The sequence below is a fragment of the Pseudomonas sp. QL9 genome, assembly GCF_041409665.1.
In the GTDB taxonomy this organism is placed as follows: domain Bacteria; phylum Pseudomonadota; class Gammaproteobacteria; order Pseudomonadales; family Pseudomonadaceae; genus Pseudomonas; species Pseudomonas knackmussii.
The window spans coordinates 2739570-2764371 of the sequence record NZ_CP166971.1 but is presented as its reverse complement, the minus strand read 5'-3'; the positions used below and the strand labels follow the sequence as shown (position 1 = coordinate 2764371).

Below are 24802 nucleotides of genomic sequence, written 5' to 3'. Positions count from 1 at the left end.
TCATGCGACATGGATGTCGCAAGAGCCGTCGTGAGTACAGGGACGTACTCTCGACGGCGTGCCTCCGGTGCGGGGGAATTCGCGAGGGTAGCCCGGCTTCATCGGGCCCGTATGACGGGGCAAGCGCTTTGGTTACTTTCTGGCGTTTGAGAAAGTGACTCGCCCGAGGGGGCGAAACAAAAAACATCCACAAACGCCGAAGCGGCGCGTTACACGAGACAAGACGCTCGCCCTCCATTCTCTGGGAATAAGTACGTATGGCCCGGTGTGTATGCGCCGCTCCGGCATGCTCGGATAGATCTTGTTTCGCCCCTCGGCGAGTCACTTCTTTCAAACGCCAAAGAAGTAACCAAGAACGCTTGCCCCGACATACGGGTCCGGCGGAGCCGGACTTCCCTCGCACATCCCCACGCACCCGGCGGCCCGCCCCGACAGCACGTCCCTGTACTGATCGGGGCTTTTGCGACATCCATGTCGCGCAACCTCCTCTGCGTGGGCTTTGCTCGGCCTTCTGTAAGGGGCGGTCCGGTGCGCGCGGATGTTCCTCTGGAAATCCATTTTCTGGGTCCCCGCGTTCGCGGGGATGACGTGAAGGGAAAACACAGCACAACCCTGTAGGAGCGGCCCATGGCCGCGATTCGCGCGCATGGCGCGCTCCTACAACGAGCCCCTGAGGCATCCGGTCACTTTTCCACCCTCGGTCCAATCCCTATCCTGCCCCGGTCACGGTCAATCCCGCGACCGAGTTTGGCGACTCGAACTGGTAGGCAAACGGCGCCAATCGGCGCATTCAGGAACGGCCTTCGTTTTTGCATGTGCGCTATGGCGTCAGAAATGAACTGCTAGAGCTTTCGCCATGACCGATTCGTACATTCCCACCTTCTTCATCCGCCACAACCGCCCCCTGCGCGGCGTAATGATCGACAACCAACCCTGGTTCTCCGCCCCCGACCTCGCCCGCCTGCTCGCCTACCGCTTCCCCCACAGCATCCATCACCGCTTCTACGCCCACGAAGTCCAAACCGTTCGCGTCGCCTACGCGACAGGCAGCGAAGAACAAACCGTGATGCTCAGCGAAGCCGCGGTCTACAAAGCACTCATCCGCTTCGGCCACCCGGAACTGGAAGCGCTGGATCGCTGGCTGACCCAGGAAGTGATCCCCACCCTCCGCGACCAATACGCCCCGGACGGCCCCGCACCCAGGCGAATGATGATGCAATGGCAACAGAGGCAGATGATTTTGCTGGAGTGGCAAGGAGAGTTATGGATGGCTTGGGAGGAGATGCCAAAACTGCTAGCCCTGTGCTAATAAGAGCATCATGCAGACCGCATCAAATAAAAGGGAATTTCGCTCATGGAACGATCAAAGATCGCTCTATTCATCGATGTTGAGAACCTCACTCATTGGATTAAGCATAACGGTCCGGAAGCTCTAATTTCCGAGCTAGGCGCCACCGGACAACTTATCGTCCGACGAGCGTATGGAAATTGGGGAAACCCTTGCGTACAAGGCTTTCAGAGCGAACTAAACAGGCTTGGCTTCGAGTTAGTTCACAACTATCACCCCGTCAGCAAAAAGAATTCATCCGACATCCAGCTAACCATAGATGTAATGGAGTACGCCCTTAAATTAGAAGACGTTCAGTGGTTTGTACTCGCTACAGGAGACTCAGATTTCTCCCCTCTGTTCCGCCGACTTCGCGAAAAAGGAAAAGATGTAATAGGTGTCGGCCCAAAATCCCCTTTAAGTGAAAGCGTCAAGACATCTTGCTCAAAATTTATTTATACGAACACCGAACAGCCTGTTAGCAAGAAGGAAATTCGCTCTGCCATAGATGACGCGATGGACGTAGCCGAGGGAATTTTGCGCAAGGCAAGTGGCCCGCTTGCGTTGTCTTCAATTAAGAACAGCATCCTGAACATCGATAGCGCCTTCAATGAGCGCTCTCTTGGTTTTAGTTCCTTTACTGATTTCATCAAGTCAAATGAATTGATAACTCTCATTCAGGATCCAAAAAACAAAAGCTGGTCAGCCAGCATAAACTCCGAAGAACAAGCAAACCCTATCCAATCTGCCGAGCAGAGCGCTCCCCTGGAAAAGCAATACGAGAGTCTCTTACGTAAGAAACAATGGCGCCCTGTTTCCAGCAATACGCTCCGTTTTGTATATGAAACTTGCGGAGCTCATGACCTAAGAACAAAAGAGCAAATAGCCCAGGCCGTATTAGCTCACGAAGAGAACTCAGAGACCCGTGCCGACATAAACAAGGCACTAACAATTTTAATTAAGTCCGGTGTAATTAAATCACCAACTGCTGAACCTGAAGCACATGGAGAAAAACTTTGGTCGGTTGACAAGTCCGTCAATTTTTTACTTTCTGTCGATCTCGCCTTGGTCTCGAGGCTATTGAGCTCAAGCAAAGAGAAGAACATAGCCATTGAGAAAGATGCTCTTCGCGACTTCCTCTATGGAAAATATGACAACACAACATTCAACGCACTTCTAAAAGAAGCCAGTGAAAGGGCAGGCGATAGTTCTCTGAATAGAGAGCGCTCACCAGCATAAAAAAAGCCGGTCAAAAGACCGGCCTTTTCGTACCCCCTAACCCCAATCAGCTATTGCTGGGGAAAGCGAACTGCGCCGCTTCGTGAGACTTACGCTGCGGCCAACGCTGGGTGATGGCCTTGCGCTTGGTGTAGAAGCGCACGCCGTCCGGGCCGTAGGCGTGGAGGTCGCCGAACAGGGAGCGCTTCCAGCCGCCGAAGCTGTGGTAGGCCACCGGTACCGGCAGCGGGACGTTGACGCCGACCATGCCCACTTCGATCTCGTCGCAGAACAGGCGGGCCGCTTCACCGTCGCGGGTGAAGATGCAGGTGCCGTTGCCGTATTCGTGGTCGTTGATCAGCTTCATGGCTTCTTCGAGGCTGTTCACGCGGACGACGCAGAGCACCGGGCCGAAGATCTCTTCCTTGTAGATGGTCATCTCCGGGGTCACGCGGTCGAACAGGGTGCCGCCGACGAAGAAGCCGTTTTCATGACCGGCCACTTTGTAGCCACGGCCGTCGACCACCAGCTCGGCGCCTTGCTCTACGCCGGTGTCGATGTAGCCGGTGACCTTGGCTTGCGCCGCGCCAGTGACCAGCGGGCCCATGTCGAGGCCGCAGGAGGTGCCGGCGCCGATCTTCAGGCCTTTGACTTGCGGAACCAGCTTCTCGACCAGTGCATCGGCAACCTGGTCGCCCACGCACACGGCCACGGAGATGGCCATGCAGCGCTCGCCGCAGGAGCCGTAGGCCGCGCCCATCAGTGCGCTGACGGCGTTGTCGAGGTCGCAGTCGGGCATCAGCACCGCGTGGTTCTTGGCGCCGCCCAGGGCCTGGACGCGCTTGCCGCGCTTGGTGCCTTCGGAATAGATGTACTCGGCGATCGGGGTCGAGCCGACGAAGCTCAGGGCCTTCACTTCCGGGGCCTCGATCAGCGCGTCCACGGCTTCCTTGTCGCCGTGCACCACGTTCAGCACGCCTTTGGGCAGGCCGGCCTCTTCGAAGAGTTCGGCGATCAGCAGGGTCGAGCTCGGGTCACGCTCGGACGGCTTCAGCACGAAGGTGTTGCCGCAGGCGATGGCCAGCGGATACATCCACAGCGGAACCATCGCCGGGAAGTTGAACGGGGTGATGCCGGCGACCACGCCCAGCGGCTGGAAGTCGCTCCAGGCGTCGATGTTCGGGCCGACGTTGCGGCTGTATTCGCCTTTCAGGATTTCCGGGGCAGCGGTGGCGTACTCGACGTTCTCGATACCGCGCTTGAGCTCACCAGCGGCGTCTTCGATGGTCTTGCCGTGTTCTTCGCTGATCAGCTGGACGATGCGCTGCTCGTTGGCTTCGAGCAGTTGCTTGAAGCGGAACAGCACCTGGGCGCGCTTGGCCGGCGGGGTGTTGCGCCAGGCCGGGAAGGCGGCCTTGGCGGCGTCGATGGCTTTCTGCACGGTGGCGCGGCTGGCCAGCGGGACCTTGCGCACGGCTTCGCCAGTGGACGGGTTGAAGACGTCGGCGCTGCGGCCGGTGTCGGCGATCATCTCGCCGCCGATCAGGTGCTTGACGGTGGTCATGGGAATTCTCTTCTCGCTAAGTGGGTCGGGGCGAGGCTCCTTCAGGAGCCCCTTTCCCTAGCCCGCGCCCAGAAGGGAGCGGGGATTGTTCGGTTTGCGGTGGGCTGCAAGGGACGCCGGGAAGCACTCTAAGGTGACTCGCCCGGCGCCGCTTTCTTGCGTGCCCGCGCGCTCAATGGTCGTGCGGCTGCCCGTCCTTGAGCTCGATCTCGATGAAGGCCACTTCGTGGTCGCACGGGTTGATCACGTTGTGCTCGGTGCCGATCTGGCGGGTGTAGCTCTGGCCCAGGACCAGCGGCGCGCGCCGCTCGCCCTCGGGGGTTTCCAGCAGCAGCTCGCCGCCGGTCACCGGGACCACCACGTACTCCATGCCGTGACGGTGCCAGCCGGTCTCGGCACCGGGCGGGAAGCGCCATTCGGTGACCAGGACCTTGGCATTGTCGATCTGCACGGTCGGGATGGCCTTGGGACGCTGGCTCACTTACGCCACTCCGTTCAGGGCTTCGCCGACGGCGCTGAACAGGCGGTCCAGGTCTTCGGGCTTGGCGTTGAAGGTCGGGCCGAACTGCAGGGTGTCGCCGCCGAAGCGCACGTAGAAGCCTTCTTTCCACAGCTTCATGCTGGCTTCGAACGGACGCACGATGGCGTCGCCGTCGCGGGCGGCGATCTGGATCGCGCCGGCCAGGCCGCAGTTGCGGATGTCGATGACGTTCTTCGCGCCCTTCAGGCCGTGCAGGGCCTTCTCGAAGTGCGGCGCCAGCTCCAGGGATTGCTGGATGAGGTTTTCTTTCTCCAGCAGGTCCAGCGCGGCGAGGCCGGCGGCGCAGGCGACCGGGTGCGCGGAGTAGGTGTAGCCGTGGCCGAATTCCACCGCGTATTCCGGCAGGTTCTGGCCCATGAAGGTGTCGTAGATCTCGCTGCTGGCGATCACCGCGCCCATCGGGATGGCGCCGTTGGTGACCTGCTTGGCGACGTTCATGATGTCCGGCTTCACGCCGAAGAACTCGGCGCCGGTGGCCTTGCCCATGCGGCCGAAGGCGGTGATCACTTCGTCGAAGATCAGCAGGATGTTGTGCTGGTCGCAGATTTCGCGCAGGCGCTGCAGGTAGCCCTTGGGCGGCACGATCACGCCGGCGGATCCGGACATCGGCTCGACAATCACGGCGGCGATGTTGGAGGCGTCATGCAGTTCGATCAGCTTGAGCAGCTCGTTGGCCAGCTCCACGCCGCCGGTTTCGGCCATGCCCTTGGTGAAGGCCAGGCCCGGCTGCAGGGTGTGCGGCAGGTGGTCGACGTCCATCAGCTGGCCGAACATCTTGCGGTTGCCACCGATGCCGCCCAGGGCGGTGCCGGCGACGTTCACGCCGTGGTAGCCACGGGCGCGGCCGATCAGCTTGGTCTTCTGCGCCTGGCCTTTGATGCGCCAGTAGGCGCGGGCCATCTTGATCGAGGTGTCGGCACACTCGGAGCCCGAGCCGGTGAAGAACACGTGGTCGAGGCCGGCCGGGGTCAGCTGGGTGATTTTCTCGGCCAGCTTGAAGGACAGCGGGTGGCCGTACTGGAAGCCCGGGGAGTAGTCGAGGGTGCCGATCTGCTTGGCAACGGCTTCGGCGATCTCCTTGCGCGAGTGACCGGCACCGCAGGTCCACAGGCCGGACAGGCTGTCGTAGATGCGACGGCCCTTGTCGTCCACCAGGTAGCTGCCTTCGGCGGCGACGATGATGCGCGGGTCCTTGTGGAAGTTGCGGTTGGCGCTGAAGGGCATCCAGTGGGCCTTCAGGTTCAGGTCGCTGGCCACCGACGGGGTGACGTTCACTTGCTGGTTCATGGAGCTCGTCCTCGACGACTGTCTTGTTGGGCGCGCAGGCCGCGTCACACCTGCTGCGATGAAGCAAGATTGGGCCTGACTTAACGTGAGTTAAAGCCTATTCTTCTCACGCTCAGTTTCGATTAGGTAAAACTAAAATGGCGAAACCCCGTAGCCCTTCCCTGGGCCAGGTCAGCGACTTCGAAATCCGCCTGCTGCGGATATTCAAGACCATCGTGGAATGCGGCAGCTTCTCGGCCGCCGAAAGCACCCTCGGCATCAGCCGCTCGGCCATCAGCCTGCACATGGGCGACCTGGAAAAGCGCCTGGGCATGCGCCTGTGCCAGCGCGGCCGCGCCGGCTTCGCGCTGACCGACGAAGGCCGCGAGGTGTACCGCGCCACCGGCTCGCTGCTGGCGGCGCTGGAGGGCTTTCGCGCGGAGGTCAACGAGCTGCACCAGCACCTGCGCGGCGAGCTGAACATCGGCATCATCAACAACCTGGTGACCCTGCCGCAGATGCGCATCACCCACGCCCTGCGCGCGCTCAAGGGCAGCGGGCCGGGGGTGCGCATCAATATCGGCATGACCACGCCCAACGAGATCGAACTGGGCGTGCTCGACGGCCGCCTGCACGTCGGCGTGGTGCCGCTCATCAGCCCGCTGTCGGGGCTGGAGTACTCGGCGCTGTACGAGGAGCGCTCGCTGCTCTATTGCAGCCAGGAACACCCGATGTTCGAGCGCGACGACGCGAGCATCACGGTGGCGGAAATCCACGCCTGCGACGCGGTGGCGCCGAGCTACCGCATCCCCGCCGAAGCCCAGGAAAGGCACCAGGAGCTGACCGGCAGCGCCAACGCCTCTGACCGCGAGGGCATGGCCTTCCTGATCCTCACCGGCAGCTACATCGGCTATCTGCCCGACCACTACGCGGCGGACTGGGTAGCCCAGGGCAGCATGCGCGCGCTGCGCGCGGAGCGCTTCCACTACGACATCCCGCTGACCGTGGTGACCCGCAAGGGCCGCCGGCCGAACCTGGTGCTGGAGCGCTTCCTGGAGGCGGTGGCGGAGAGCCGCTGATGGCTGAGCACTTGCTCTATGTGGGAGCAACTGTCTTCTGGGCTCCCGCTTTCGCGGGAGTGACGGGTTTAGGCTTCGCCTTCTCCTGCGTCATCTCCGCGAACGCGGAGACCCAGAAAACAACGTAGGAGCGGTTACAACCTGCCATGCGGTTCGCGAGCAAGAACTGGGCGTCCCCCTCGCTCCTACGAAAAGCAGCAATGCGGCGAAGCTAGACGCCCTTTGTGAGCCTTTTCACTCAACTGAATCCGGTTGACAGCTTTCGCACCCGTTCCCTAGCATCTCCTTTACGACTCAGCCCCGTACGCAGCGATTCAGTTCGCTGGCCGTTGGGGTGAAAAAACCGGCCCGCTGGCCGGTTTTTTCGTTTCTGAGGATTGGAAAACTGTGCGTACCGCCTTCTTCGTCGACGGTTACAACCTCTTCTACGGCCTGCTGGCCGGCACCGAATTCAAATGGCTGGACCTCCCCGGCCTCCTCCAGCATGTCCTGCGGGTGCAGGACCCTTCCGCCCAGACAGCGGCGATCCGCTACTTCACTGCCAGCGTGAAGCCCGACCTGGCATCGCGAGGCGTGGCCTCCAAGGAAGCCCAGGACACCTACATCCGCGCCCTGAAAGCGCGTGGTGTAGAGGTATTTCTTGGGCGGCACCGCATCGAGCCCGGCCGCGCTCCGCGATTCATCAGCAAGCACATACCGGCATCCAGGGCGGATCAGGTCGATATCTGGGAAATGGAAGAAAAGGAAACCGACGTCCACCTGGCCATCAGCATGTATCGCCTGGCGGCTCGGCAATCCGACCTTCCGCCGGAAGAACGCATCGAGCAGATCGTTCTGGTGTCTGCCGACACGGACATGGCGCCGGCCCTGAGGGCAATGCGGGAAGACTTTCCTGAACTGCGCCTCGGCGTGATCCTTCCCCACCGCGAAGGCCTGAAGCGCGAGCCGCCGGGCTCCCTGCAGGAACATTCGCACTGGATGCGCCGAATCATCACCAAGGAATAGCTGCGGGCGCACCAGTTTCCGCCACGGGTTCCGACCCGCAAACGCCCGGCCTGCAAGCCCGACTACTGGTGACCTGGCCAACCGCCCATCACCAGCCCAGCGCTTTCCTCTGCCCTGAGCGCAAAAATCCTATAACCCCTGCCCGCCGCCCCGCAGGCCGCGGGCTTGGCGTGCGTGCAGCTTTTCCCTAGCCAGCGACTACAAAAAACATAATTTCGCTATTGCCCGGCTCTGAACAGAATGCGGCCAACCCGGCAGACAGCCGCTTAGAACAACAACGATCAGAGTCGGAAGGAGGCAGTCCATGACCGAGCTGAATCAAACCGCCCTGCACAGGACGGTAGGCAACATGGAAATCGATACCCTGGTGGTCGGCGCTGGCCAGGCCGGCGTGGCCGTCAGCGAACACCTGACCAAGCTCGGTGTCCCGCACCTGGTCCTGGAGAAGAACCGCATCGCCGAAGCCTGGCGCACCGGCCGCTGGGATTCGCTGGTCGCCAACGGTCCGGCCTGGCACGACCGCTTCCCGGGCATGGAATTCGACATCGATCCGGACGCCTTCGCGCCCAAGGAAACCGTCGCTGCCTACTTCGAGGCCTATGCCAAGCAGTTCAACGCGCCGATCCGCACCGGCGTGGAAGTGAAGAAGGTGACCCGCAACGCCGACCGTCCCGGCTTCACCGTCGAGACCTCTGAAGGCACCATCGTCGCCAACCGCGTGGTGTCCGCCACCGGTCCGTTCCAGCGCCCGGTGATCCCTGCCATCGCGCCGAAGGACGAAGGCCTGTACCAGATCCACTCCGCCGCCTACTTCAACCCGCAGCAGCTGCCCGAAGGCGCCGTGCTGGTGGTCGGTGCCGGTTCTTCCGGCGTGCAGATCGCCGACGAGCTGATGCGCGCCGGCAAGAAGGTCTATCTCTCCGTGGGCGCCCATGACCGTCCGCCGCGCTCCTACCGCAACCGCGACTTCTGCTGGTGGCTGGGCGTGCTGGGCCTGTGGGATGCCGAGGAAGTGCAGCCGGGCCGCGAGCACGTGACCATCGCCGTGAGCGGTGCGCGTGGCGGCGAGACCATCGACTTCCGCCGCCTGGCCAACGAGGGCATGACCCTGGTCGGCCTGACCCAGTCCTTCCAGGACGGCAAGGTGAGCTTCCAGGACGACCTGGTGAAGAACCTCAAGGCCGGCGACGAGAACTACCTCGGCCTGCTCGATGCTGCCGATGCCTACATCGCCCGCAACGGCCTGGACCTGCCGGAAGAGCCGGAAGCCCGCAAGGTCTACCCGGACGCCGAGTGCATCCGCAACCCGATCCGCGAGCTGGACCTGGCCGCCGCCGGCATCACCTCGATCATCTGGGCCACCGGCTACGCCGTGGACTTCAGCTGGCTGCAGGTGGACGCCTTCGACGACAAGGGCAAGCCCAAGCACCAGCGCGGCGTATCCCGCGAGCCGGGCGTGTACTTCGTCGGCCTGCCGTGGCTGTCGCGCCGTGGCTCCTCGTTCATCTGGGGTGTGTGGCACGACGCCAAGCACGTTGCCGGGCACATCGCCACGCAGCGCCAATACCTCGAATACCGCGACGCCGGGCAACGCCAGTCCGACGCCAGCGTACCCGTACAGAAAGCCGCCTCCTGGGAGTAAGACGATGCCTACCCACACTCGCATTCGCATGTTCAACACCAAGGACACCTACCCGAACCAGACCCTGAACAACGACCTGTGCCAGGCCGTGCGTGCCGGCAACACCGTGTACGTGCGCGGCCAGGTCGGCACCGACTTCGAGGGCAAGCTGGTCGGCCTGGGCGACCCGGGGGCGCAAGCCGAGCAGGCGATGAAGAACGTCAAGCAACTGCTGGAAGAAGCTGGCAGCGACCTGTCGCACATCGTCAAGACCACCACCTACATCATCGACCCGCGCTACCGCGAGCCGGTCTACCAGGAAGTCGGCAAGTGGCTGAAGGGCGTGTTCCCGATCTCCACCGGCCTGGTCGTCTCGGCCCTCGGCCAGCCGCAGTGGCTGATGGAAATCGACGTGATCGCGGTCATCCCGGACGACTGGGAAAAATAAGGAGCGGCCCATGACCTTCTCCATCGTTGGCCGCTGCGCCGAGACCGGCCAGTTGGGCATCGCCATCAGTTCCTCGAGCATCGCCGTCGGCGCCCGCTGCCCCTGGGTACGCGCCGGCGTCGGCGCGGTGGCCACGCAGAACGTGACCCTGCCGGCCCTCGGCCCGCAGATTCTCGACCGTCTGGAGGCCGGCCTGGACCCCTTCGCCGCGCTGGACCAGGCGCTGTCGAGCAACGGCTACAGCCAGTTCCGCCAAGTGACGGTGATCGACCAGCACGGCAAGGTCGCGCTGTTCACCGGTAGCGAAGCGCTGGGCGTGAACCACGCGGTCGCCGGCGAGAACTGCGTGGCGGCGGGCAACCTGCTCTCCTCCACCGCGGTGATCGAGGCGATGACCCAGGCGTTCGAGAATGCCACCGGCTGCCTGGCCGAGCGCCTGATCGCGGCCATGCAGGCGGCCATGGCCGCCGGCGGCGAAGCGGGGCCTGTGCATTCGGCGGCGCTGAAGGTGGTCGGCGACCTGGTCTGGCCGGTGGTCGACCTGCGCGTCGACTGGGCCGACGAGGCGCCGATCGACGAGCTGGAGAAGCTCTGGGTGGCCTACAAGCCGCAGATGCAGGACTACATCACCCGCGCGCTCGACCCGACCAGGGCGCCGAGCTACGGCGTGCCGGGCGACGAGTGATGCAACGCCCTCGTAGGATGGGTTGAGCTCCGCGAAACCCATCGACGCCAAACGATGGGTTACGCCGCTTCGCGGCTAACCCATCCTACGGAGAACCACCCCGCCATGCCTTCCAGCCGTGAAATCCTCGCCAAGCTGATCGCCTTCGACACCGTCAGCCGCAACTCCAACCTGGCGCTGATCGAGTACATCCGCGACTACCTCGCCGGCCTCGGCGTGGAAAGCGAACTCTTCCACGATGCCGAAGGGCGCAAGGCCAACCTGTTCGCCACCCTCGGCCCGCGCGACCGCGGCGGCGTGTGCCTGTCCGGGCATACCGACGTGGTGCCGGTGGACGGCCAACCCTGGACGGTGCCGCCGTTCGAGCTGACCGAGAAGGACGGCCGCCTGTACGGTCGCGGCAGCGCCGACATGAAGGGCTACATCGCCTGCGTGCTGGCCGCCGTTCCGCAGTTCCTCGCACAACCGCTGCGCGTGCCGCTGCACCTGGCCTTCTCCTACGACGAGGAAGTCGGCTGCCTGGGCGTGCGTTCGCTGCTCGCCGCGCTGGAGAAGCGCGAGCACAAGCCCATCGCCTGCATCATCGGCGAGCCCACCGAGCTGAAACCGGTGCTCGGCCACAAGGGCAAGCTGGCCATGCGCTGCCAGGTCCACGGCGCGCCCTGCCACTCGGCCTACGCCCCGCAGGGGGTGAACGCCATCGAATACGCGGCAAAGCTGATCAACCGCCTCGGCGAGATCGGCACCCGCCTGGCGGCCGTGGAGCGCCACGACGCGCGCTTCGACCCGCCCTACTCCACCGTGCAGACCGGCGTGATCAGCGGCGGCCGCGCGCTGAACATCGTCCCGGCCGAATGCCAGTTCGACTTCGAAGTGCGCGCGCTGCCCAGCGACGATCCGCAACAAGTTGCCGACGCCCTGCGCGACTACGCGGAAACCGAGTTGCTGCCGAAGATGCGTGCGGTGAAGGCCGAAACCGATATCCGTTTCAGCGAGCTGTCGGCCTACCCGGCACTCGCTACCGATCCGCACAGCGAAGTCGCGCAGCTGCTGGCGCAACTGAGCGGTTCGGAAGAGTTCAGCACCGTGGCCTACGGCACCGAGGGCGGCCTGTTCGACCAGGCTGGCATCCCCACGGTGGTCTGCGGCCCGGGCAGCATGGACCAGGGCCACAAGCCCGACGAGTTCGTCAGCATCGCGCAGCTCAATGCCTGCGATGAGCTGCTGGCTCGATTGGCGGCATGGATGAAGGCCTGACGGCCTGCGGATAACCGCCTCGCGGTTATTCGCCCTACACCGATTTCCACCGCGGGATGATGTTGCCCGGCGCTTCACGGCCGTCGGGGGCATCGTCTCGCGGTCCCTCTTCGCGCTCATGGCCCGCCCTGGCGGGGTTAACGACGGGGCTCCGTCGGGGTTCGCCATGTGCGCGATTTATTCACCGCCGCCGCACCACGCCTTTGTAGGAGCGGATCTCATCCGCGAAATCCCTGGCACGGTGCCCCCCGTAGGAGCGGGCCATGCCCGCGATTCGCGGCCATGGGCCGTTCCTACAGGAGCTTTCAGCCGATCAGCTTGCGCGCCGCCTGCGTGTGCGAAGCGATCAGGCCCTTGAGGTCCAGGCCTTCCACCTGCCCATCGACCACGCGCCAGCTGCCGCCGATCATCACCCGGTCGGCCTTGTCGGCGCCGCACAGCAGCAGGGCCGAGAGCGGGTCGTGGCTACCGGAGAAGCGCAGCTCGTCGAGCTTGAACAGCGCCAGGTCCGCCTGCTTGCCCACCGCCAGTTCGCCGATGTCGCTGCGGCCCAGCAGCTTGGCCGAACCCTTCGTGGCCCAACCCAGCGCGCGTTCCGGGGTGATCTGCTCGGCGCCGTAGCGCAGGCGCTGGATGTACAGGGCCTGGCGGGCTTCGAGGATCATGTTGGAGGCATCGTTCGAGGCCGAGCCATCCACGCCGATGCCCACCGGCGCGCCGGCTTCTTCCAGGGCCACGGTCGGGCAGATGCCCGAGGCCAGGCGCATGTTCGAGCTGGGGCAATGGCAGATGCCGGTGCCGGCCTGACCCAGGCGCGCGATCTCCTCGTCGTTGAAGTGGATGCCGTGGGCCAGCCAGGTGCGCGGGCCGAGCCAGCCGACGCTGTCGAGGTAGTCGACGGTGCGCAGGCCGAAGCGCTGCAGGCAGAAGTCTTCCTCGTCCAGGGTCTCGGCCAGGTGGGTGTGCAGGCGCACGTCTTCGCGCTCGGCCATTTCGGCGCTGGCGCGCATGATTTCCGGGGTCACCGAGAACGGCGAGCAGGGCGCCAGGGCGATCTGCACCTGGGCGCCTTCGCCGCGCTGGTGGTAATCGCGGATCAGCCGCTGGCTGTCGTCGAGGATGTCTTCGGCGCGCTGCACGGTCTGCTGCGGCGGCAGGCCGCCGTCGGCTTCGCCCAGGCTCATCGAGCCACGGGTGAGCATGGCGCGCATGCCCAGCTCGGCGACCACGCCGGCCTGCACGTCGATGGCCTGCTCCAGACCGTCGGGGAACAGGTAGTGGTGGTCGGCGGCGGTGGTGCAGCCGGAGAGCAGCAGCTCGGCCAGCGCGACCTTGGTGGCCAGCGCCAACTGGTCGGGCGTCAGGCGCGCCCATACCGGGTAGAGGGTCTTCAGCCAGGGGAACAGCGGCTGGTTCACCACCGGCGCCCAGGCGCGGGTAAGCGTTTGGTAGAAGTGGTGGTGAGTGTTGATCAGGCCGGGCGTCAGCACGTGCTGGCTGGCGTCGAAGGTCTGTTCGCACGGCTGCGCAGGCTGCTGGCCGGCGGCGACCAGCTCGACGATGCGGCCGTCCTGCACGACGACGCCACCACGGGCATCGAGGCCGTTGGCGGTGAAGATAGCGAGGGGGTTGCGCAGCCACAGGCGGGGAGACGACATGAGTGATTCCTCTGATTCGCGGAGCCGCCGCGCGAGGCGAGCCGGCTCCTGTATTGAGAGAGCCAGCTCAGTGTTCACCCTGTCTGCTGATCCAGGTTCATCCTGACCTAACGGTTAGGAAGAGCCGGCATGGTAACGCCGGCTGATCATTTCGTCACCAGTCGATCGTCGTTCCCTGGTAGTCGAGGTAATGCTGCCCGCCCTGCCCGGCGTAGGCCTCGACCTGGTCGACGAGCCCCTTCACGCTGGTAGCCACGTCCAGTGGCGCGGCTTCCCCGCCCATGTCGGTGCGCACCCAGCCGGGGTGCAGGTTGAGCACGGTGAGCCCGGTTTCGCCCTGCTCGGCGACGAAACTGCGGGTCAGCGAGTTGAGCGCCGCCTTGCTCGCCCGGTACAGCGCCATGCCGCCGCTTTCGTTGCCGGCCACGCTGCCCAGCTCGGAGGTCATGAAGGCCAGCACGCCGCGCGCTTCGTCGATTTGCGGCAGCAGGCGTTCGGCCAGGCGCAGCGGTGCCACGGCGTTGACCATGAACAGCTGGCCGACTTCCGCAAGGCTCGCGTCCAGCGCCGACTGGTGCGCCGGGCCGTAGATGCCGGCATTGATGAAGACGAGGTCGAGGCGCAGCCCGACGAGGTCTTCGACGAGGCGATCCTGGGAGCCCGCATCGTCGAGCTGCAGCGACTCGATGCGCACCGGCAGCGCGGCCAGTTCGCCGGGATGGGCGGCGTCGCGCAGGGTGGCGGTAACGTCCCAGCCGCGCACCAGCAGTTCGCGCACCAGGCCCAGGCCGAGGCCGCGCGAGGCGCCGACGACAAGGGCGGTTTTACGGTTGGTCATGGGGCTCTCCTGCACATTAGGGAATCCGCCCAGCATACGCTCAGTCGTCGCTGCGCAGATGGTCCAGGCGCAGCCGGTCGCGCGGGTCCGTGAGCCGCCAGAGCGACAGGTAGACCGCGCCGAGGGCGGCGACGAAGCCGGCGCCGGCAAGCAGGAACATCAGCAGGATCTGGTAGCGCGCGGCGTCCAGCGGGTCCATGCCGGCGAGGATCTGGCCGGTCATGATGCCCGGCAGGGTGATGATGCCGGCGGCGGCCATCTGGTTCAGCGTGGGGATCAGCGCGGTGTAGAGCGCGCGGCGGATCAGCCCGGAGAACGCCGTGTGGCGGTCGGCGCCAAGGGCCAGCCGCGCCTCGATGGCGGCGCGTTCGCGGGTGACGCTGGCGAACACCTGGTTCAGCGCCAGGCTCGCGGCATTCATCGCCGTGCCGAGGATGATGCCCACCAGCGGGATGGCGTGGCGCGGGTCGTACCAGGGCTCGGGGCGCAGGCTGCCGGCCAGGGCGAAGAGTGCGATGCCAAGGGTGGCGATGCCGACGCTGCTGCCGCCGATGCCCAGGTGCCAGAAGCCGGCCAGGCGCCGGCGCTGCCTCGAGCCGACCTCGAAGGTCGCCGCGCCGAGCATCACCGCCACCACCAGCGCGGTCAGCCAGGGCGAGGACAGCGCGAAGACCTGGCGCAGGAACAATCCGACCAGCACCAACTGCACGACCAGGCGTGTGGCCGAGATCAGCAGCGTGCGCTGCAAGCCCAGGCGCAACGCCCAGGACAGCCCGGCAGCGGCGACTATCAACAGCGCGGCCAGGGCCAGCTCGGGCAGGCTGAGTTGCAGGGGCGTCATAGGTTCACCTCGCGCAGCCCCTGGTGGTCCAGGTGCAAGTGGCGATCACCGAGCCGGCGCCCCTGCTCGGCATCGTGGGTGACGACCAGCAGGCCCATGCCCTCGCCCTTCAGGCGCTGCAGCAATTGCTCGACCTGTTCGCGGCTTGCAGGGTCGAGCGCGGCGGTGGGCTCGTCGAGAAGGAGGAAATGCGGGCGCTGCACGATGGCACGTAGCAAGGCCATGCGCTGCCGTTCGCCTGTGGACAACTGCAGCACCTGTGAATCGAGCAAAGCCGGGGCGAGCCCGACCTGCGGCAACAGCGGGCGCACGGCATCGAGATCGGCGAAATGCGCGGCGACGCCCTCTTCCCACCAGCCGGTTTCGGCGGCCACGTAGGTGACCCAGCGCCGCCAGGTGCTGGCCGGCACGCTGCTCCGCTCAACCTCGCCGAGGTGGACCTCGCCCTCGCCGGGATCGAGGTCGGCGAGCAGGCGCAGCAGCAGGCTCTTGCCGATGCCGGAGGGGCCGCTGAGCACCACGCATTGGCCGGGTTCGACGTCGAGATCGAAAGGCCCGCTGAGCGCGCCGCGCAGGCCACGGGCGCGCAAGGGGCCGGGAGGAAGGTCGGGATGTCGCATGGAAAGACCACATCGAGAAGATGCGGGCGAGGATAGCAAGGGCGACGTGGCCGCAGGCTCGCTCCTACAAGTGCAGCAGTCGATCAGTCGGTAGTGATCTTCGAGTGCGCGCGGGTGTCCTTCATGAACACGTACACCAGCAGCGAGCAGGCGATGCAGCCGGTCACGTACCAGTAGTAGCCGCTTTCCATGCCGACACTCTTGAACCACAGCGCCACGTACTCGGCGGTGCCGCCGAAGATCGACACGGTCAGCGCGTACGGCAGGCCCACGCCCAGGGCGCGGATTTCGGTGGGGAACAGCTCGGCCTTCACCACCGCGTTGATCGAGGTGTAGCCGCTGACGATCACCAGCGCGGCCATGATCAGGAAGAACGCGCCCCACCAGGTGTGGACGTTCTGCAGGGTGCTGAGGATCGGGTAGGTGCAAAGGGTGCCGAGCACGCCGAAGGCGATCAGGATCGGGCGCCGGCCGATCTTGTCGGAGAGCGCGCCGACAATGGGCTGCAGCAGCATGAAGAGGAACAGGGTGGCGGCCGAGATCATGGTCGAGTCGGCCTTGCTCATGCCCACCGAGTTGACCAGGTATTTCTGCATGTAGGTGGTGTAGGTGTAGAAGGCCAGGGTGCCGCCCATGGTCAGGCCGACCACGGTGAGGACTTCCTTCGGATGGCGGGCCAGGGCGCGCAGCAGGCTTTCCTTGGGCTCGGCTTTCTTCTTCGAGAACGACTCGGTTTCTTCCATGCCGCGACGCAGGAACATCGCCAGCACCGCGCAGAGTGCGCCGATGAAGAAAGGTACGCGCCAGCCCCAGCTTTCCAGCTGCGCGGTGTCGAGGAATTGCTGCAGCACGATCAGCACCGCCAGGGCAATGAGCTGGCCGGAAATCAGCGTCACGTACTGGAAGCTGGAGTAGAAGCCGCGCTGTTCCTTGTTGGCCATCTCGCTCAGGTAGGTGGCCGAGGTGCCGTATTCACCACCGACGGAAAGACCCTGCAGCAGGCGCGCGACCACCAGCAGGATGGGTGCGCCGACGCCGATGGTTTCGTAGCTGGGGGTCAGGGCGATGATCAGCGAGCCGAAGCACATCAGCAGTACCGAGGCGAGCAGCGCCGCCTTGCGGCCCTTGCGGTCGGCGTAGATGCCCATCAGCCAGCCGCCGATCGGGCGCATCAGGAAGCCCACGGCGAAGATCGCGGCGGTGTTGAGCAGCTGGGCGGTCATGTCGCCCTGGGGGAAGAAGGCCTTGGCGAAGTACAGCGAGAAGGCGGCGTAGACGTACCAGTCGTACCACTCCACCAGGTTGCCCACCGAGCCGCTGAAGATCGACTTGATGCGCTGGGAAGTCGTACGGGGCGCGGCAGAAGCGGAGACGGCGCTTGCGCTATCCATGGGAAATCCTCTTGTCGTTGTTGTCGTGAGGGGCGCTGAGCGAAACGCAGCACACCGGCACGCCGCGAGGGCGGCGCAGTGACGAGGGCGATAGCAGGGGCCGTGCCAAGGGCTGGAAGCCGCGTGGGGCCTGGGTTCGTGGGATTCTGGCGGGAGCTGGGCAGGCGCTTGGATGCCGATGGAGTTGGGGTGATGAGCGGAAATCCGCCGATAAACGCTCAGCGCGCCCCCGGCTCTTTGTAGGAGCGAGCTTGCTCGCGAACCGCACGGCACGAACGCCGACCCCGTAGGGCGAATAACCCCGAAGGGGTTATCCGCCGTTTTCATTCCGGGCGGCGGCGCATAACCGCGAACGCGGTTATGCGCCCTACGGGGGGATCGGCGTGGGGATTTTCGCGGATAAGATCCGCTCCTACGCCGGTTCGCAGCCGAGCCTCAGCGCTGCTTGAACAGTTCGCCGGGCGTGAAGCCGAACAATCCCTTGAACGCCGCGATATAGGCCGAGGTGGAGTCGTAGCCGCAATCCAGCGCGGCGGCGGTGACGCTGTCGCCTTTCTCCAGGGTGTTGAGCGAGGCCAGCAGGCGCTGGCGTTGGCGCCAGAGGCGGAAGCTCATGCCGGTCTCGCGCTGGAACAGCCGCGACAGGGTCTTCTCTGAGGTGCCCAGGCGCTGCGCCCAATCGCCCAGGGTCAGGCTCGCCGTGGGTTGCTCGATCAGCGCCTGGCACAGCTGCAGCAGGCGGGCTTCCTGCGGCATGGGCAGGGAGAAGGCGACTTCCGGCAGGGTGCGCAGCTGGTCCAGCAGCACGCCCACCAGGCGCTCTTCGGGGGTTTCGCCCTGTGGATAGTCCACTGGCAGCTCGCAGAAGCTCTTGATCAACTCGCGCGCCAGGGGCGTCACCTCCAGCACCCGGCAGCGCTCCGGCGCCCAGGCGCTGGCGTCGTCGCGAAGGTAGAGGCTGCGCATCTCGGCGCGGCCCGAGGTCACCACTTCGTGCTCCAGGTAGGCCGGTATCCAGATCGCGCGCTGCGGCGGGGCGAAGAAGCTGCCCTCCGCCGTGTGCACGCCAAGCACCCCGCTGATGGCGTAGGACAGCTGCACCCAGGCGTGGTGGTGGCGGCCGGTCCAGGAGCCGGCGCGCAGGCTTTCGGCGCGGGCGTAGACCGGGCGCGGCAGGCCGTCGAGGACCGGGATCAGGCGTTGCAGTTCGGGAGGCTGTCCGTTCATCGCTATGCTTTGGCTTTGTGTCGCTAGTCGACGGAGTCTGGCAGGGCTACCCTGCCGCCTCAAGCCGCCCCGGAGCCTGCCATGCTGAATTTCTCCGCCCAGGAATACCCCTACGCCTCGCAACGTTCGTTGGTTTTCGCGCGCCGGGGCATGGTCGCCACTTCGCAGCCGCTGGCGGCGCAGATCGGCCTGGACATGCTCAAGCGCGGCGGCAACGCGGTGGACGCAGCAGTGGCCACGGCGGCAGCGCTGACGGTAGTGGAACCGACCGGCTGCGGCATTGGCGGCGATGCCTTCGCCCTGGTGTGGATCAAGGACCGCCTGTACGGCCTCGACGCCAGCGGCCAGGCGCCGGCCGCGCTGAGCATCGACGCGGTGCGCGGCGCGGGCCACTCGCGCATGCCGCTGCATGGCTGGACGCCCGTTACCGTGCCTGGCTGCCCGGCGGCCTGGGCCGAGCTGTCGGCGCGCTTTGGCCGCCTGCCCTTCGCCGAGCTGCTGGCGCCGGCCATCGAGCTGGCGGAGGAAGGCTACCCGTTGTCGCCGGTGATCGCCGGGCTGTGGCAGAGCGGGCTGGATAAATTCCGAGCAGTACGCGGTGACCACCCCGAACTGGACGCTTGGTTCACCGAATTCCTCATCGACGGCCGCGCCCCGCGCGCCGGCGAGATCTTCCGCAACCCGGCCCAGGCCGACACCCTGCGCGAGCTGGCAGCGACCCGCTGCGAGAGCTTCTACCGTGGCGAGCTGGCCCGGCGCATCGCCGCGCATGCCGAACGCAGCGGCGGCTATCTGCGTAGCGACGACCTGGCCGGGTACCGGCCGCAGTGGGTCGAGCCGATCTCGCTGAACTACCGCGGCTACGACGTCTGGGAAATCCCGCCGGCCGGCCAGGGCCTGGTCGCGCTGATGGCGCTGAACATCCTCAAGGGCTTCGACTTCGCCGACCGCGACAGCCCGGACACCTGGCACCGTCAACTGGAGGCGATGAAGCTCGCCTACGCCGACGGCCGCGCCTATATCAGCCAACCGGACTGCATGCGCGTGAGCGTTGCCGAGCTGCTCAGCGAAGGCTACGCCGCACAGCGCCGCGCGCTGATCGACGAGCGCGCCCTGGAGCCGCATCCCGGTAAGCCGCGCGCCGGCGGCACCGTCTACCTGGCCGCCGCCGATGGCGAGGGCAACCTGGTGTCCTTCATCCAGAGCAACTACCACGGCTTCGGCTCCGGCGTGGTGATCCCCGGCACCGGCATCGCCCTGCAGAATCGCGGCGCCGAGTTCAGCCTCGACCCCGCGCATGTGAACGCCCTGGCGCCGGGCAAGAAGACCTTCCACACCATCATCCCCGGCTTCCTCAGCAAGGACGGCGTACCGCTCGGCCCGTTCGGCGTGATGGGCGCCTACATGCAGCCGCAAGGGCACGTGCAGATGGTGATGAACCTGGTCGATTTCGGCCTCAACCCGCAGGCGGCGCTGGATGCGCCGCGCTGGCAGTGGCTGGGTGACAAGCGCATCGGCATCGAACACGGCGCGCCGCGCAGCCTGGCGGCGGTGCTGACACGACGCGGCCACCACGTCGAAGTGGCCCACGACCTGACCAGCTACGGGCGCGGCCAGATCATCCTGCGCGACCCCGTCAGCGGCGTGCTTTGCGGCGGTTGCGAGCCGCGCACCGACAGCCAGATCGCCGCCTGGTAACGGCGCCGTCCGGCCGGCGGGGATGCCTGGGGCGCGTGGCTCTGGCATTATCCGCCGCCGGATTGCGCGACCATCCGTCACTGACGCGGCGCACAGGCAGTTGTGTAGAATCTTCACAGATTATTTGTATACAAGTTTCTCGTTGACTCAATTCAACTGAAACTAATCCTGTATTCAATTTCGCCGTGCCTTGCTCGCCAAATTGGCGCCCCGACCGACGGCCGTGCCCTCTTTGAAGGCATGACCTGTCCCGCTGGTCAGCTTCTTGCCGCTGTGTCGCCCACTTGAGGGCACGCGTGCCGTCGCCAGCGCCTGGCGGCGACCCCATGAAAAGGGCTGGCCCGTCGCGATCCGGACACTAAAAACAGGCCGACGACGAGCGTTGGCCCCGATCTTGCCTCGGCAGGCCAAGCCTGACTGATTGGACAGGTTCCTATACCAACGAGATCGCCGCACTTCAAAACCTAGGAGCTCCACATGACTCGCACCCTCGCATCCCTGCTGCTCGCCGGCGGGCTGCTCACCGCAGGCCAGGCCATGGCCGGCGGCGAAGACCTGACCCCCGCACCGGCGTCCAACGACGGCCCGCTGATCTGGCACAACGAGAGCCTGACCTACCTGTGGGGCAAGAACTACAAGGTCAACCCGCCGATCCAGCAGACCTTCACCCTGGAGAGTGCGAGCGCCTGGACCTGGGGCGACATCTGGTTCTTCGTCGACCAGATCAACTACAACGGCAAGGAAGACAGCCAGAACGGCAAGAACAGCTACTACGGCGAGTTCAGCCCGCGCCTGTCGTTCGGCAAGATCACCGGCACCGACCTGTCCTTCGGCCCGATCAAGGACGTGCTGCTGGCCTCCACCTACGAGTTTGGCGAAGGCGACGTCGAGTCCTACCTGCTCGGCCCGGGCTTCGACCTGGCCCTGCCCGGCTTCGACTACTTCCAGCTGAACTTCTACTACCGCAAGCCCGACGGCAACCGCGTACCGTCCGGCGCCTGGCAGATCACCCCGGCGTGGGCCATGACCTTCCCGGTCGGCAACTCCGACATCCTCTTCGACGGCTTCATGGACTGGGTCGTCAACAACAAGAGCGCCAGCTCCAGCGAGCGCGGCCAGAGCGACTACCACGCCAACCTGCACTTCAACCCGCAGATCAAGTACGACCTGGGCAAGGCCATGGGCTACGAGGCCAAGCACCTGTACGTCGGTGTCGAGTACGACTACTGGTCCGACAAGTACGGCATCAAGGACTCGCAGTTCTTCACCACCGACCAGAACACCGCCAGCCTGCTGGTCAAGTACCACTTCTGATGCACCCCGCCCCGCCGTCCTGGCGGGGCCACGGCTGTATCGTAGGAGCGCGCTTGCTCGCGAACGGGTTCGGCACCCGGGCCATTCGCGAGCAAGCTCGCTCCTGCAATGAAGATCCTCCGCCAGCCGCCCTCCGGCGCTGTCAGAAAAAACCCTAGGAAACTTGAATCGCCCGCCCCGCCTGGGTTATCCATGCTCCGCCCCTTTCGCTGAAGCATGGACACGCCGTATGACCTTCCCAGTGCCAGCCCACCTCGCCGACGGTCAGGAACGACCCGCCGGCCGCATTCGCCAGAAGAACGAGGAAACCATCCTCGCCGCCGCCGAAGAAGAATTCGCCCGCCACGGCTTCAAGGGCACCAGCATGAATGCCATCGCGCTGCGCGCCGACCTGCCCAAGGCCAACCTGCACTACTACTTCAGCAACAAGCTGGGGCTGTACACCGCGGTGCTCGCGAACATCCTCGAGCTGTGGGACAGCACCTTCAACCACCTCACCGCCGACGACGACCCGGCCGTCGCCCTGGCCGGCTACATCCGCGCCAAGATGGAGTTCTCCCGGCGCTACCCGCAGGCCTCGCGGATCTTCGCCATGGAGATCATCAGCGGCGGCGAATGCCTGAGCAGCCACTTCAACCAGGACTACCGCAGCTGGTTCCGTGGTCGCGCCGCGGTGTTCGAGGCGTGGATCGCCGCCGGCAAGATGGACCCGGTCGACCCGGTCAACCTGATCTTCCTGCTCTGGGGCAGCACCCAGCACTACGCCGACTTCGCCACCCAGATCGCCTTCGTCACCGGGCGCAAGCGCATGTCCCGGCAGGATTTCGGCGACGCCGCCGACAACCTCATCCAGATCATCCTCAAGGGTTGCGGGCTGACGCCTCCGGCCAAGGCATGAGCTTCACCCTCGCCGCGCCGGCCAGCTACGCCGAAGACATCCGCAAGAGCCGCTTCGTCTGCCTCGCCGCGCCCATCGCCAGCGAGGCCGAGGCGCAGGTCTTTCTCGCCGCCCACCGCGACGCCAGCGCCGGGCACAACTGCTGGGCCTGGAAGCTCGGCGCGCAGTACCGCTTCAGCGACGACGGCGAACCCGGCGGCACCGCCGGGCGTCCGATGCTCGCCGCCATCGAGGGCCAGCACATGGACCGCGTGGTGGTGCTGGTCAGCCGCTGGTTCGGCGGCATCAAGCTCGGTACCGGCGGCCTGGCCCGCGCCTACGGCGGCTGCGCGGCGAAATGCCTGCAAGACGCCGCGCGCATCGAGCTGGTCGCCAGCACGCGCCTGGGCTTCGCCTGCACCTTCGCTGAACACGCCCTGCTGAAAGCCCGTGCGCTCGCGCTGGGCGCCTCCATCGAGGACGAAGCCTACGGCGCCGAAGGCGTCGAAGTCCGCCTCAGCCTCCCCAGCGCCCGCGTGGACGAGCTGCAACGCCTGCTTGGCGACCTCAGCGGCGGACGTATCCAGGCCCGCGCCCTCGACGACTGAAATTCCCGTCGGTTATCCCCAAGCGCTTTCCCACATTTCCTGTGCAGTGCCCTGTGGACAAACTGTCCACTCCCTTGCAGGGCCCGCGAACTGCGGGCTCTGGCGCCTATTGAGCGTTTTTTATGCAGCCGTTAATTCGGCTACTCACAGCTATCCCCGGCAACGGTGGGGAAAAGTGTGGATAAGCTGTCCATCAACCCCGCTGAGGCACGCCCTGTGTGGCTTCGGCGGGACTGTACGTTTTTTGCTCAGAAAAATGCGGAAAGCCAATAAAGACAAGGGCTTGAGCGAGGCATAGATTGGTCTGGCCGGCCCTGGTGAAAAGCCTTTGGAAAGCCTCTGCGCAGGCTGTGAATAAGCTGGTTAAAAGTCCGTAGCGCAACAGCTACGCGGGCTCGCCAAGATGAAGCGCGTGCATGAAGCCCCATCTCGCAGTTTTCCCCAGCCTGGCCGTGCATTCCCCACAGATAGCGTGGACAGTGTTGTGGATATCCTCTGGGGAACAGTCCCAATGCCAGCCCCATCACAGCCTGGCGAAAACTGTTCGTTTTTTGAGCGAATCCCACGAAATCAGTGGCTTGCAGACGAGTATCCACAGATCGGGGCAGGCGCCAGAGGGGACGCGCAGGCCCTAATCCGTCTTCGCCAAGGGCAAGGCGCCTGTGGATGGCGAAACGGGTGTTGGCGGTGGGGATAACTGTGTAGGAGCGGCCCACGGCCGCGATTCGCGCGCAGGGCGCGCTCCTACAGGGAAACTTCGGTGTGGGGCGCTTCGCGGATGAGATCCGCTCCTACAAGGCGGAGCGGCGCATGGCACGGACGGCTGCGGCCAACCCTGTAGGAGCGGACCTTGTCCGCGATTCGCGCGCATGGCGCGCTCCTACGGGGTGGCTTCGGTGCGGGGGCTTCGCGGATGAGATCCGCTCCTACAGGCGGAACTGCCCCATCTGCCGCTGCAGGTCGTCGGCCAGGCCGCGCAGGGCCTGGCATTGTTCGCGGCCCTGGTGCACTTCGCCGGCGGTGGCGCGGGCGAGGTCGGCAATGCCCTGGACGTTGCGGTTGATCTCCTCGGTGACCGCCGACTGTTCCTCGGTGGCTGCGGCGACCTGATGGTTGATGTCGCTGATGCGCTCTACCTGGTCGGCGATGGAGCCGAGGGACTCGCCGGCGCGGCGGCTGGCCTGCAGGCCCTCGCCGGTGGCCGCCTGGCCCGACTGCATGGAGCTGACGGCGAGGTCCGCGCCCTGCTTCAGGCGCTGGATCATGGCCTGGATCTCGTCGGTGGAGCCCTGAGTGCGCCCGGCCAGGGTACGTACCTCATCAGCCACCACGGCGAAGCCGCGACCCAGTTCACCGGCGCGCGCCGCCTCGATGGCGGCGTTGAGCGCCAGCAGGTTGGTCTGCTCGGAGATGCCGCGGATCACCGCCAGCACCTGGTCGATGCCGGCAACCTGATCGGCGAGGTCGCCGACCACCCCTGCCGCGTGGCCGATCTCGTCGGACATGCGCTGGCTGTGCTGCAGCGAGCCGCCGACCACCTGGCGAGCCTCGCCGGCCTCGCTGCGCGCTTGCTGCGAAGCGCTGGCAGCCTGTTCGGCGTTGCGCGCGATTTCCTGCACGGTGCTGCCCATTTCGTTGACCGCAGTGGCCACCATGTCGGTCATGTCCTGCTGGCGGCCGGCGCGCTCGGCGGTGTTATCCACAACCCGGGCGACCTCG

Annotated in this window: 21 protein-coding genes and 1 pseudogene; 12 read left to right on the top strand and 10 right to left on the bottom strand. The window is 65.4% G+C overall.

The features are described 5' to 3' along the window. Positions 1-856: 856 nt before the first annotated feature. Positions 857-1309 (top strand): Bro-N domain-containing protein, encoded by a 453-nt coding sequence (locus ACA097_RS13065; protein WP_371370358.1) that lies wholly within the window; start codon positions 857-859, stop codon positions 1307-1309. A 45-nt stretch (positions 1310-1354) separates the two neighbouring features. Next, complete coding sequence (locus tag ACA097_RS13060) at positions 1355-2566, top strand: NYN domain-containing protein (protein WP_371370357.1); 1212 nt, start codon at positions 1355-1357, stop codon at positions 2564-2566. 46 nt (positions 2567-2612) lie between these two features. Here the strand turns inward: ACA097_RS13060 and ACA097_RS13055 are convergent, their stop codons facing one another. From ACA097_RS13055 to ACA097_RS13045, 3 genes are all read right to left on the bottom strand, one after another. After that, a complete protein-coding gene (locus ACA097_RS13055) occupies positions 2613-4109 on the bottom strand; it encodes a CoA-acylating methylmalonate-semialdehyde dehydrogenase (protein ID WP_371370356.1) in 1497 nt (498 codons plus the stop codon). A gap of 172 nt (positions 4110-4281) precedes the next feature. Beyond that, complete coding sequence (locus tag ACA097_RS13050; RefSeq protein WP_043256617.1) at positions 4282-4590, bottom strand: cupin domain-containing protein; 309 nt, start codon at positions 4588-4590, stop codon at positions 4282-4284. Further along, complete coding sequence (locus ACA097_RS13045) at positions 4591-5937, bottom strand: aspartate aminotransferase family protein (RefSeq protein WP_371370355.1); 1347 nt, start codon at positions 5935-5937, stop codon at positions 4591-4593. Positions 5938-6074: 137 nt separating this feature from the next. Between ACA097_RS13045 and ACA097_RS13040 the strand changes: the two genes are divergently transcribed. From ACA097_RS13040 to argE, 6 genes and pseudogenes are all read left to right on the top strand, one after another. Then, positions 6075-6995, top strand: coding sequence for a LysR family transcriptional regulator (locus tag ACA097_RS13040; RefSeq protein WP_371370354.1), 921 nt, complete (start codon positions 6075-6077; stop codon positions 6993-6995). A gap of 387 nt (positions 6996-7382) precedes the next feature. Then, positions 7383-8072: pseudogene (locus ACA097_RS13035) on the top strand (NYN domain-containing protein). 232 nt (positions 8073-8304) lie between these two features. Next, the gene (locus tag ACA097_RS13030; protein ID WP_371370353.1) at positions 8305-9642 is read left to right on the top strand and encodes a flavin-containing monooxygenase; all 1338 of its coding nucleotides are present in this window, start codon (positions 8305-8307) and stop codon (positions 9640-9642) included. Positions 9643-9646: 4 nt separating this feature from the next. Then, a complete protein-coding gene (locus tag ACA097_RS13025; protein WP_371370352.1) occupies positions 9647-10069 on the top strand; it encodes a RidA family protein in 423 nt (140 codons plus the stop codon). A 10-nt stretch (positions 10070-10079) separates the two neighbouring features. After that, positions 10080-10754, top strand: a complete 675-nt coding sequence (locus ACA097_RS13020) for a DUF1028 domain-containing protein (protein WP_371370351.1) — start codon at positions 10080-10082, stop codon at positions 10752-10754. A 105-nt stretch (positions 10755-10859) separates the two neighbouring features. Next, on the top strand, positions 10860-12011 hold the full coding sequence (gene argE / locus ACA097_RS13015) for an acetylornithine deacetylase (RefSeq protein ID WP_371370350.1): 1152 nt from the start codon (positions 10860-10862) through the stop codon (positions 12009-12011). Positions 12012-12316: 305 nt separating this feature from the next. On the opposite strand, the gene ACA097_RS13010 is transcribed toward argE, so the two are convergent. The 6 genes from ACA097_RS13010 to ACA097_RS12985 form a co-directional block, all read right to left on the bottom strand. Next, positions 12317-13669 carry an 8-oxoguanine deaminase gene (locus tag ACA097_RS13010; protein ID WP_371370349.1) on the bottom strand — a complete coding sequence of 451 codons (1353 nt, stop codon included), beginning with the start codon at positions 13667-13669 and terminating at the stop codon, positions 12317-12319. A gap of 154 nt (positions 13670-13823) precedes the next feature. Then, positions 13824-14507, bottom strand: a complete 684-nt coding sequence (locus tag ACA097_RS13005; RefSeq protein ID WP_371370348.1) for an SDR family oxidoreductase — start codon at positions 14505-14507, stop codon at positions 13824-13826. 40 nt (positions 14508-14547) lie between these two features. After that, positions 14548-15348: an iron export ABC transporter permease subunit FetB gene (gene fetB, locus ACA097_RS13000; protein ID WP_371370347.1), complete on the bottom strand. Its 801-nt coding sequence runs from the start codon at positions 15346-15348 to the stop codon at positions 14548-14550. After that, positions 15345-15968, bottom strand: a complete 624-nt coding sequence (locus ACA097_RS12995; RefSeq protein ID WP_371370346.1) for an ATP-binding cassette domain-containing protein — start codon at positions 15966-15968, stop codon at positions 15345-15347. Before ACA097_RS12995 ends, fetB begins: the two co-directional genes overlap by 4 nt. Before the next feature lie 83 nt (positions 15969-16051). Further along, on the bottom strand, positions 16052-17359 hold the full coding sequence (locus tag ACA097_RS12990; RefSeq protein ID WP_160288824.1) for an MFS transporter: 1308 nt from the start codon (positions 17357-17359) through the stop codon (positions 16052-16054). A 435-nt stretch (positions 17360-17794) separates the two neighbouring features. After that, a complete protein-coding gene (locus ACA097_RS12985; RefSeq protein ID WP_160289028.1) occupies positions 17795-18592 on the bottom strand; it encodes a helix-turn-helix domain-containing protein in 798 nt (265 codons plus the stop codon). 75 nt (positions 18593-18667) lie between these two features. Here ACA097_RS12985 and ACA097_RS12980 point away from each other — a divergent pair, with 75 nt between their 5' ends. From ACA097_RS12980 to ACA097_RS12965, 4 genes are all read left to right on the top strand, one after another. Beyond that, positions 18668-20284, top strand: coding sequence for a gamma-glutamyltransferase family protein (locus ACA097_RS12980; protein WP_371370345.1), 1617 nt, complete (start codon positions 18668-18670; stop codon positions 20282-20284). A 477-nt stretch (positions 20285-20761) separates the two neighbouring features. Then, complete coding sequence (locus ACA097_RS12975; RefSeq protein WP_371370344.1) at positions 20762-21598, top strand: outer membrane protein OmpK; 837 nt, start codon at positions 20762-20764, stop codon at positions 21596-21598. Positions 21599-21827: 229 nt separating this feature from the next. Continuing rightward, positions 21828-22496 carry a TetR/AcrR family transcriptional regulator gene (locus tag ACA097_RS12970; RefSeq protein WP_371370343.1) on the top strand — a complete coding sequence of 223 codons (669 nt, stop codon included), beginning with the start codon at positions 21828-21830 and terminating at the stop codon, positions 22494-22496. Beyond that, positions 22493-23083 carry a YigZ family protein gene (locus tag ACA097_RS12965; protein ID WP_371370342.1) on the top strand — a complete coding sequence of 197 codons (591 nt, stop codon included), beginning with the start codon at positions 22493-22495 and terminating at the stop codon, positions 23081-23083. Before ACA097_RS12970 ends, ACA097_RS12965 begins: the two co-directional genes overlap by 4 nt. A 926-nt stretch (positions 23084-24009) precedes the next feature. Here the strand turns inward: ACA097_RS12965 and ACA097_RS12960 are convergent. Further along, on the bottom strand, positions 24010-24738 hold the full coding sequence (locus ACA097_RS12960; RefSeq protein WP_371370513.1) for a methyl-accepting chemotaxis protein: 729 nt from the start codon (positions 24736-24738) through the stop codon (positions 24010-24012). Positions 24739-24802: the final 64 nt, after the last annotated feature.

Bases quoted from the DNA above. Each gene is read 5' to 3' on its own strand.
- ACA097_RS13040 (WP_371370354.1), top strand. From the start codon at position 6,075: ATGGCGAAACCCCGTAGCCCTTCCCTGGGCCAGGTCAGCGACTTCGAA.
- ACA097_RS12970 (WP_371370343.1), top strand. From the start codon at position 21,828: ATGACCTTCCCAGTGCCAGCCCACCTCGCCGACGGTCAGGAACGACCC.
- ACA097_RS13020 (WP_371370351.1), top strand. From the start codon at position 10,080: ATGACCTTCTCCATCGTTGGCCGCTGCGCCGAGACCGGCCAGTTGGGC.
- ACA097_RS13025 (WP_371370352.1), top strand. From the start codon at position 9,647: ATGCCTACCCACACTCGCATTCGCATGTTCAACACCAAGGACACCTAC.
- ACA097_RS13010 (WP_371370349.1), bottom strand. From the start codon at position 13,669: ATGTCGTCTCCCCGCCTGTGGCTGCGCAACCCCCTCGCTATCTTCACC.
- ACA097_RS12980 (WP_371370345.1), top strand. From the start codon at position 18,668: ATGCTGAATTTCTCCGCCCAGGAATACCCCTACGCCTCGCAACGTTCG.
- fetB (WP_371370347.1), bottom strand. From the start codon at position 15,348: ATGACGCCCCTGCAACTCAGCCTGCCCGAGCTGGCCCTGGCCGCGCTG.
- ACA097_RS13055 (WP_371370356.1), bottom strand. From the start codon at position 4,109: ATGACCACCGTCAAGCACCTGATCGGCGGCGAGATGATCGCCGACACC.
- ACA097_RS12965 (WP_371370342.1), top strand. From the start codon at position 22,493: ATGAGCTTCACCCTCGCCGCGCCGGCCAGCTACGCCGAAGACATCCGC.
- ACA097_RS13060 (WP_371370357.1), top strand. From the start codon at position 1,355: ATGGAACGATCAAAGATCGCTCTATTCATCGATGTTGAGAACCTCACT.
- ACA097_RS12990 (WP_160288824.1), bottom strand. From the start codon at position 17,359: ATGGATAGCGCAAGCGCCGTCTCCGCTTCTGCCGCGCCCCGTACGACT.
- ACA097_RS13005 (WP_371370348.1), bottom strand. From the start codon at position 14,507: ATGACCAACCGTAAAACCGCCCTTGTCGTCGGCGCCTCGCGCGGCCTC.
- ACA097_RS12995 (WP_371370346.1), bottom strand. From the start codon at position 15,968: ATGCGACATCCCGACCTTCCTCCCGGCCCCTTGCGCGCCCGTGGCCTG.
- argE (WP_371370350.1), top strand. From the start codon at position 10,860: ATGCCTTCCAGCCGTGAAATCCTCGCCAAGCTGATCGCCTTCGACACC.
- ACA097_RS13045 (WP_371370355.1), bottom strand. From the start codon at position 5,937: ATGAACCAGCAAGTGAACGTCACCCCGTCGGTGGCCAGCGACCTGAAC.
- ACA097_RS12960 (WP_371370513.1), bottom strand. From the start codon at position 24,738: ATGGTGGCCACTGCGGTCAACGAAATGGGCAGCACCGTGCAGGAAATC.
- ACA097_RS13030 (WP_371370353.1), top strand. From the start codon at position 8,305: ATGACCGAGCTGAATCAAACCGCCCTGCACAGGACGGTAGGCAACATG.
- ACA097_RS13065 (WP_371370358.1), top strand. From the start codon at position 857: ATGACCGATTCGTACATTCCCACCTTCTTCATCCGCCACAACCGCCCC.
- ACA097_RS12975 (WP_371370344.1), top strand. From the start codon at position 20,762: ATGACTCGCACCCTCGCATCCCTGCTGCTCGCCGGCGGGCTGCTCACC.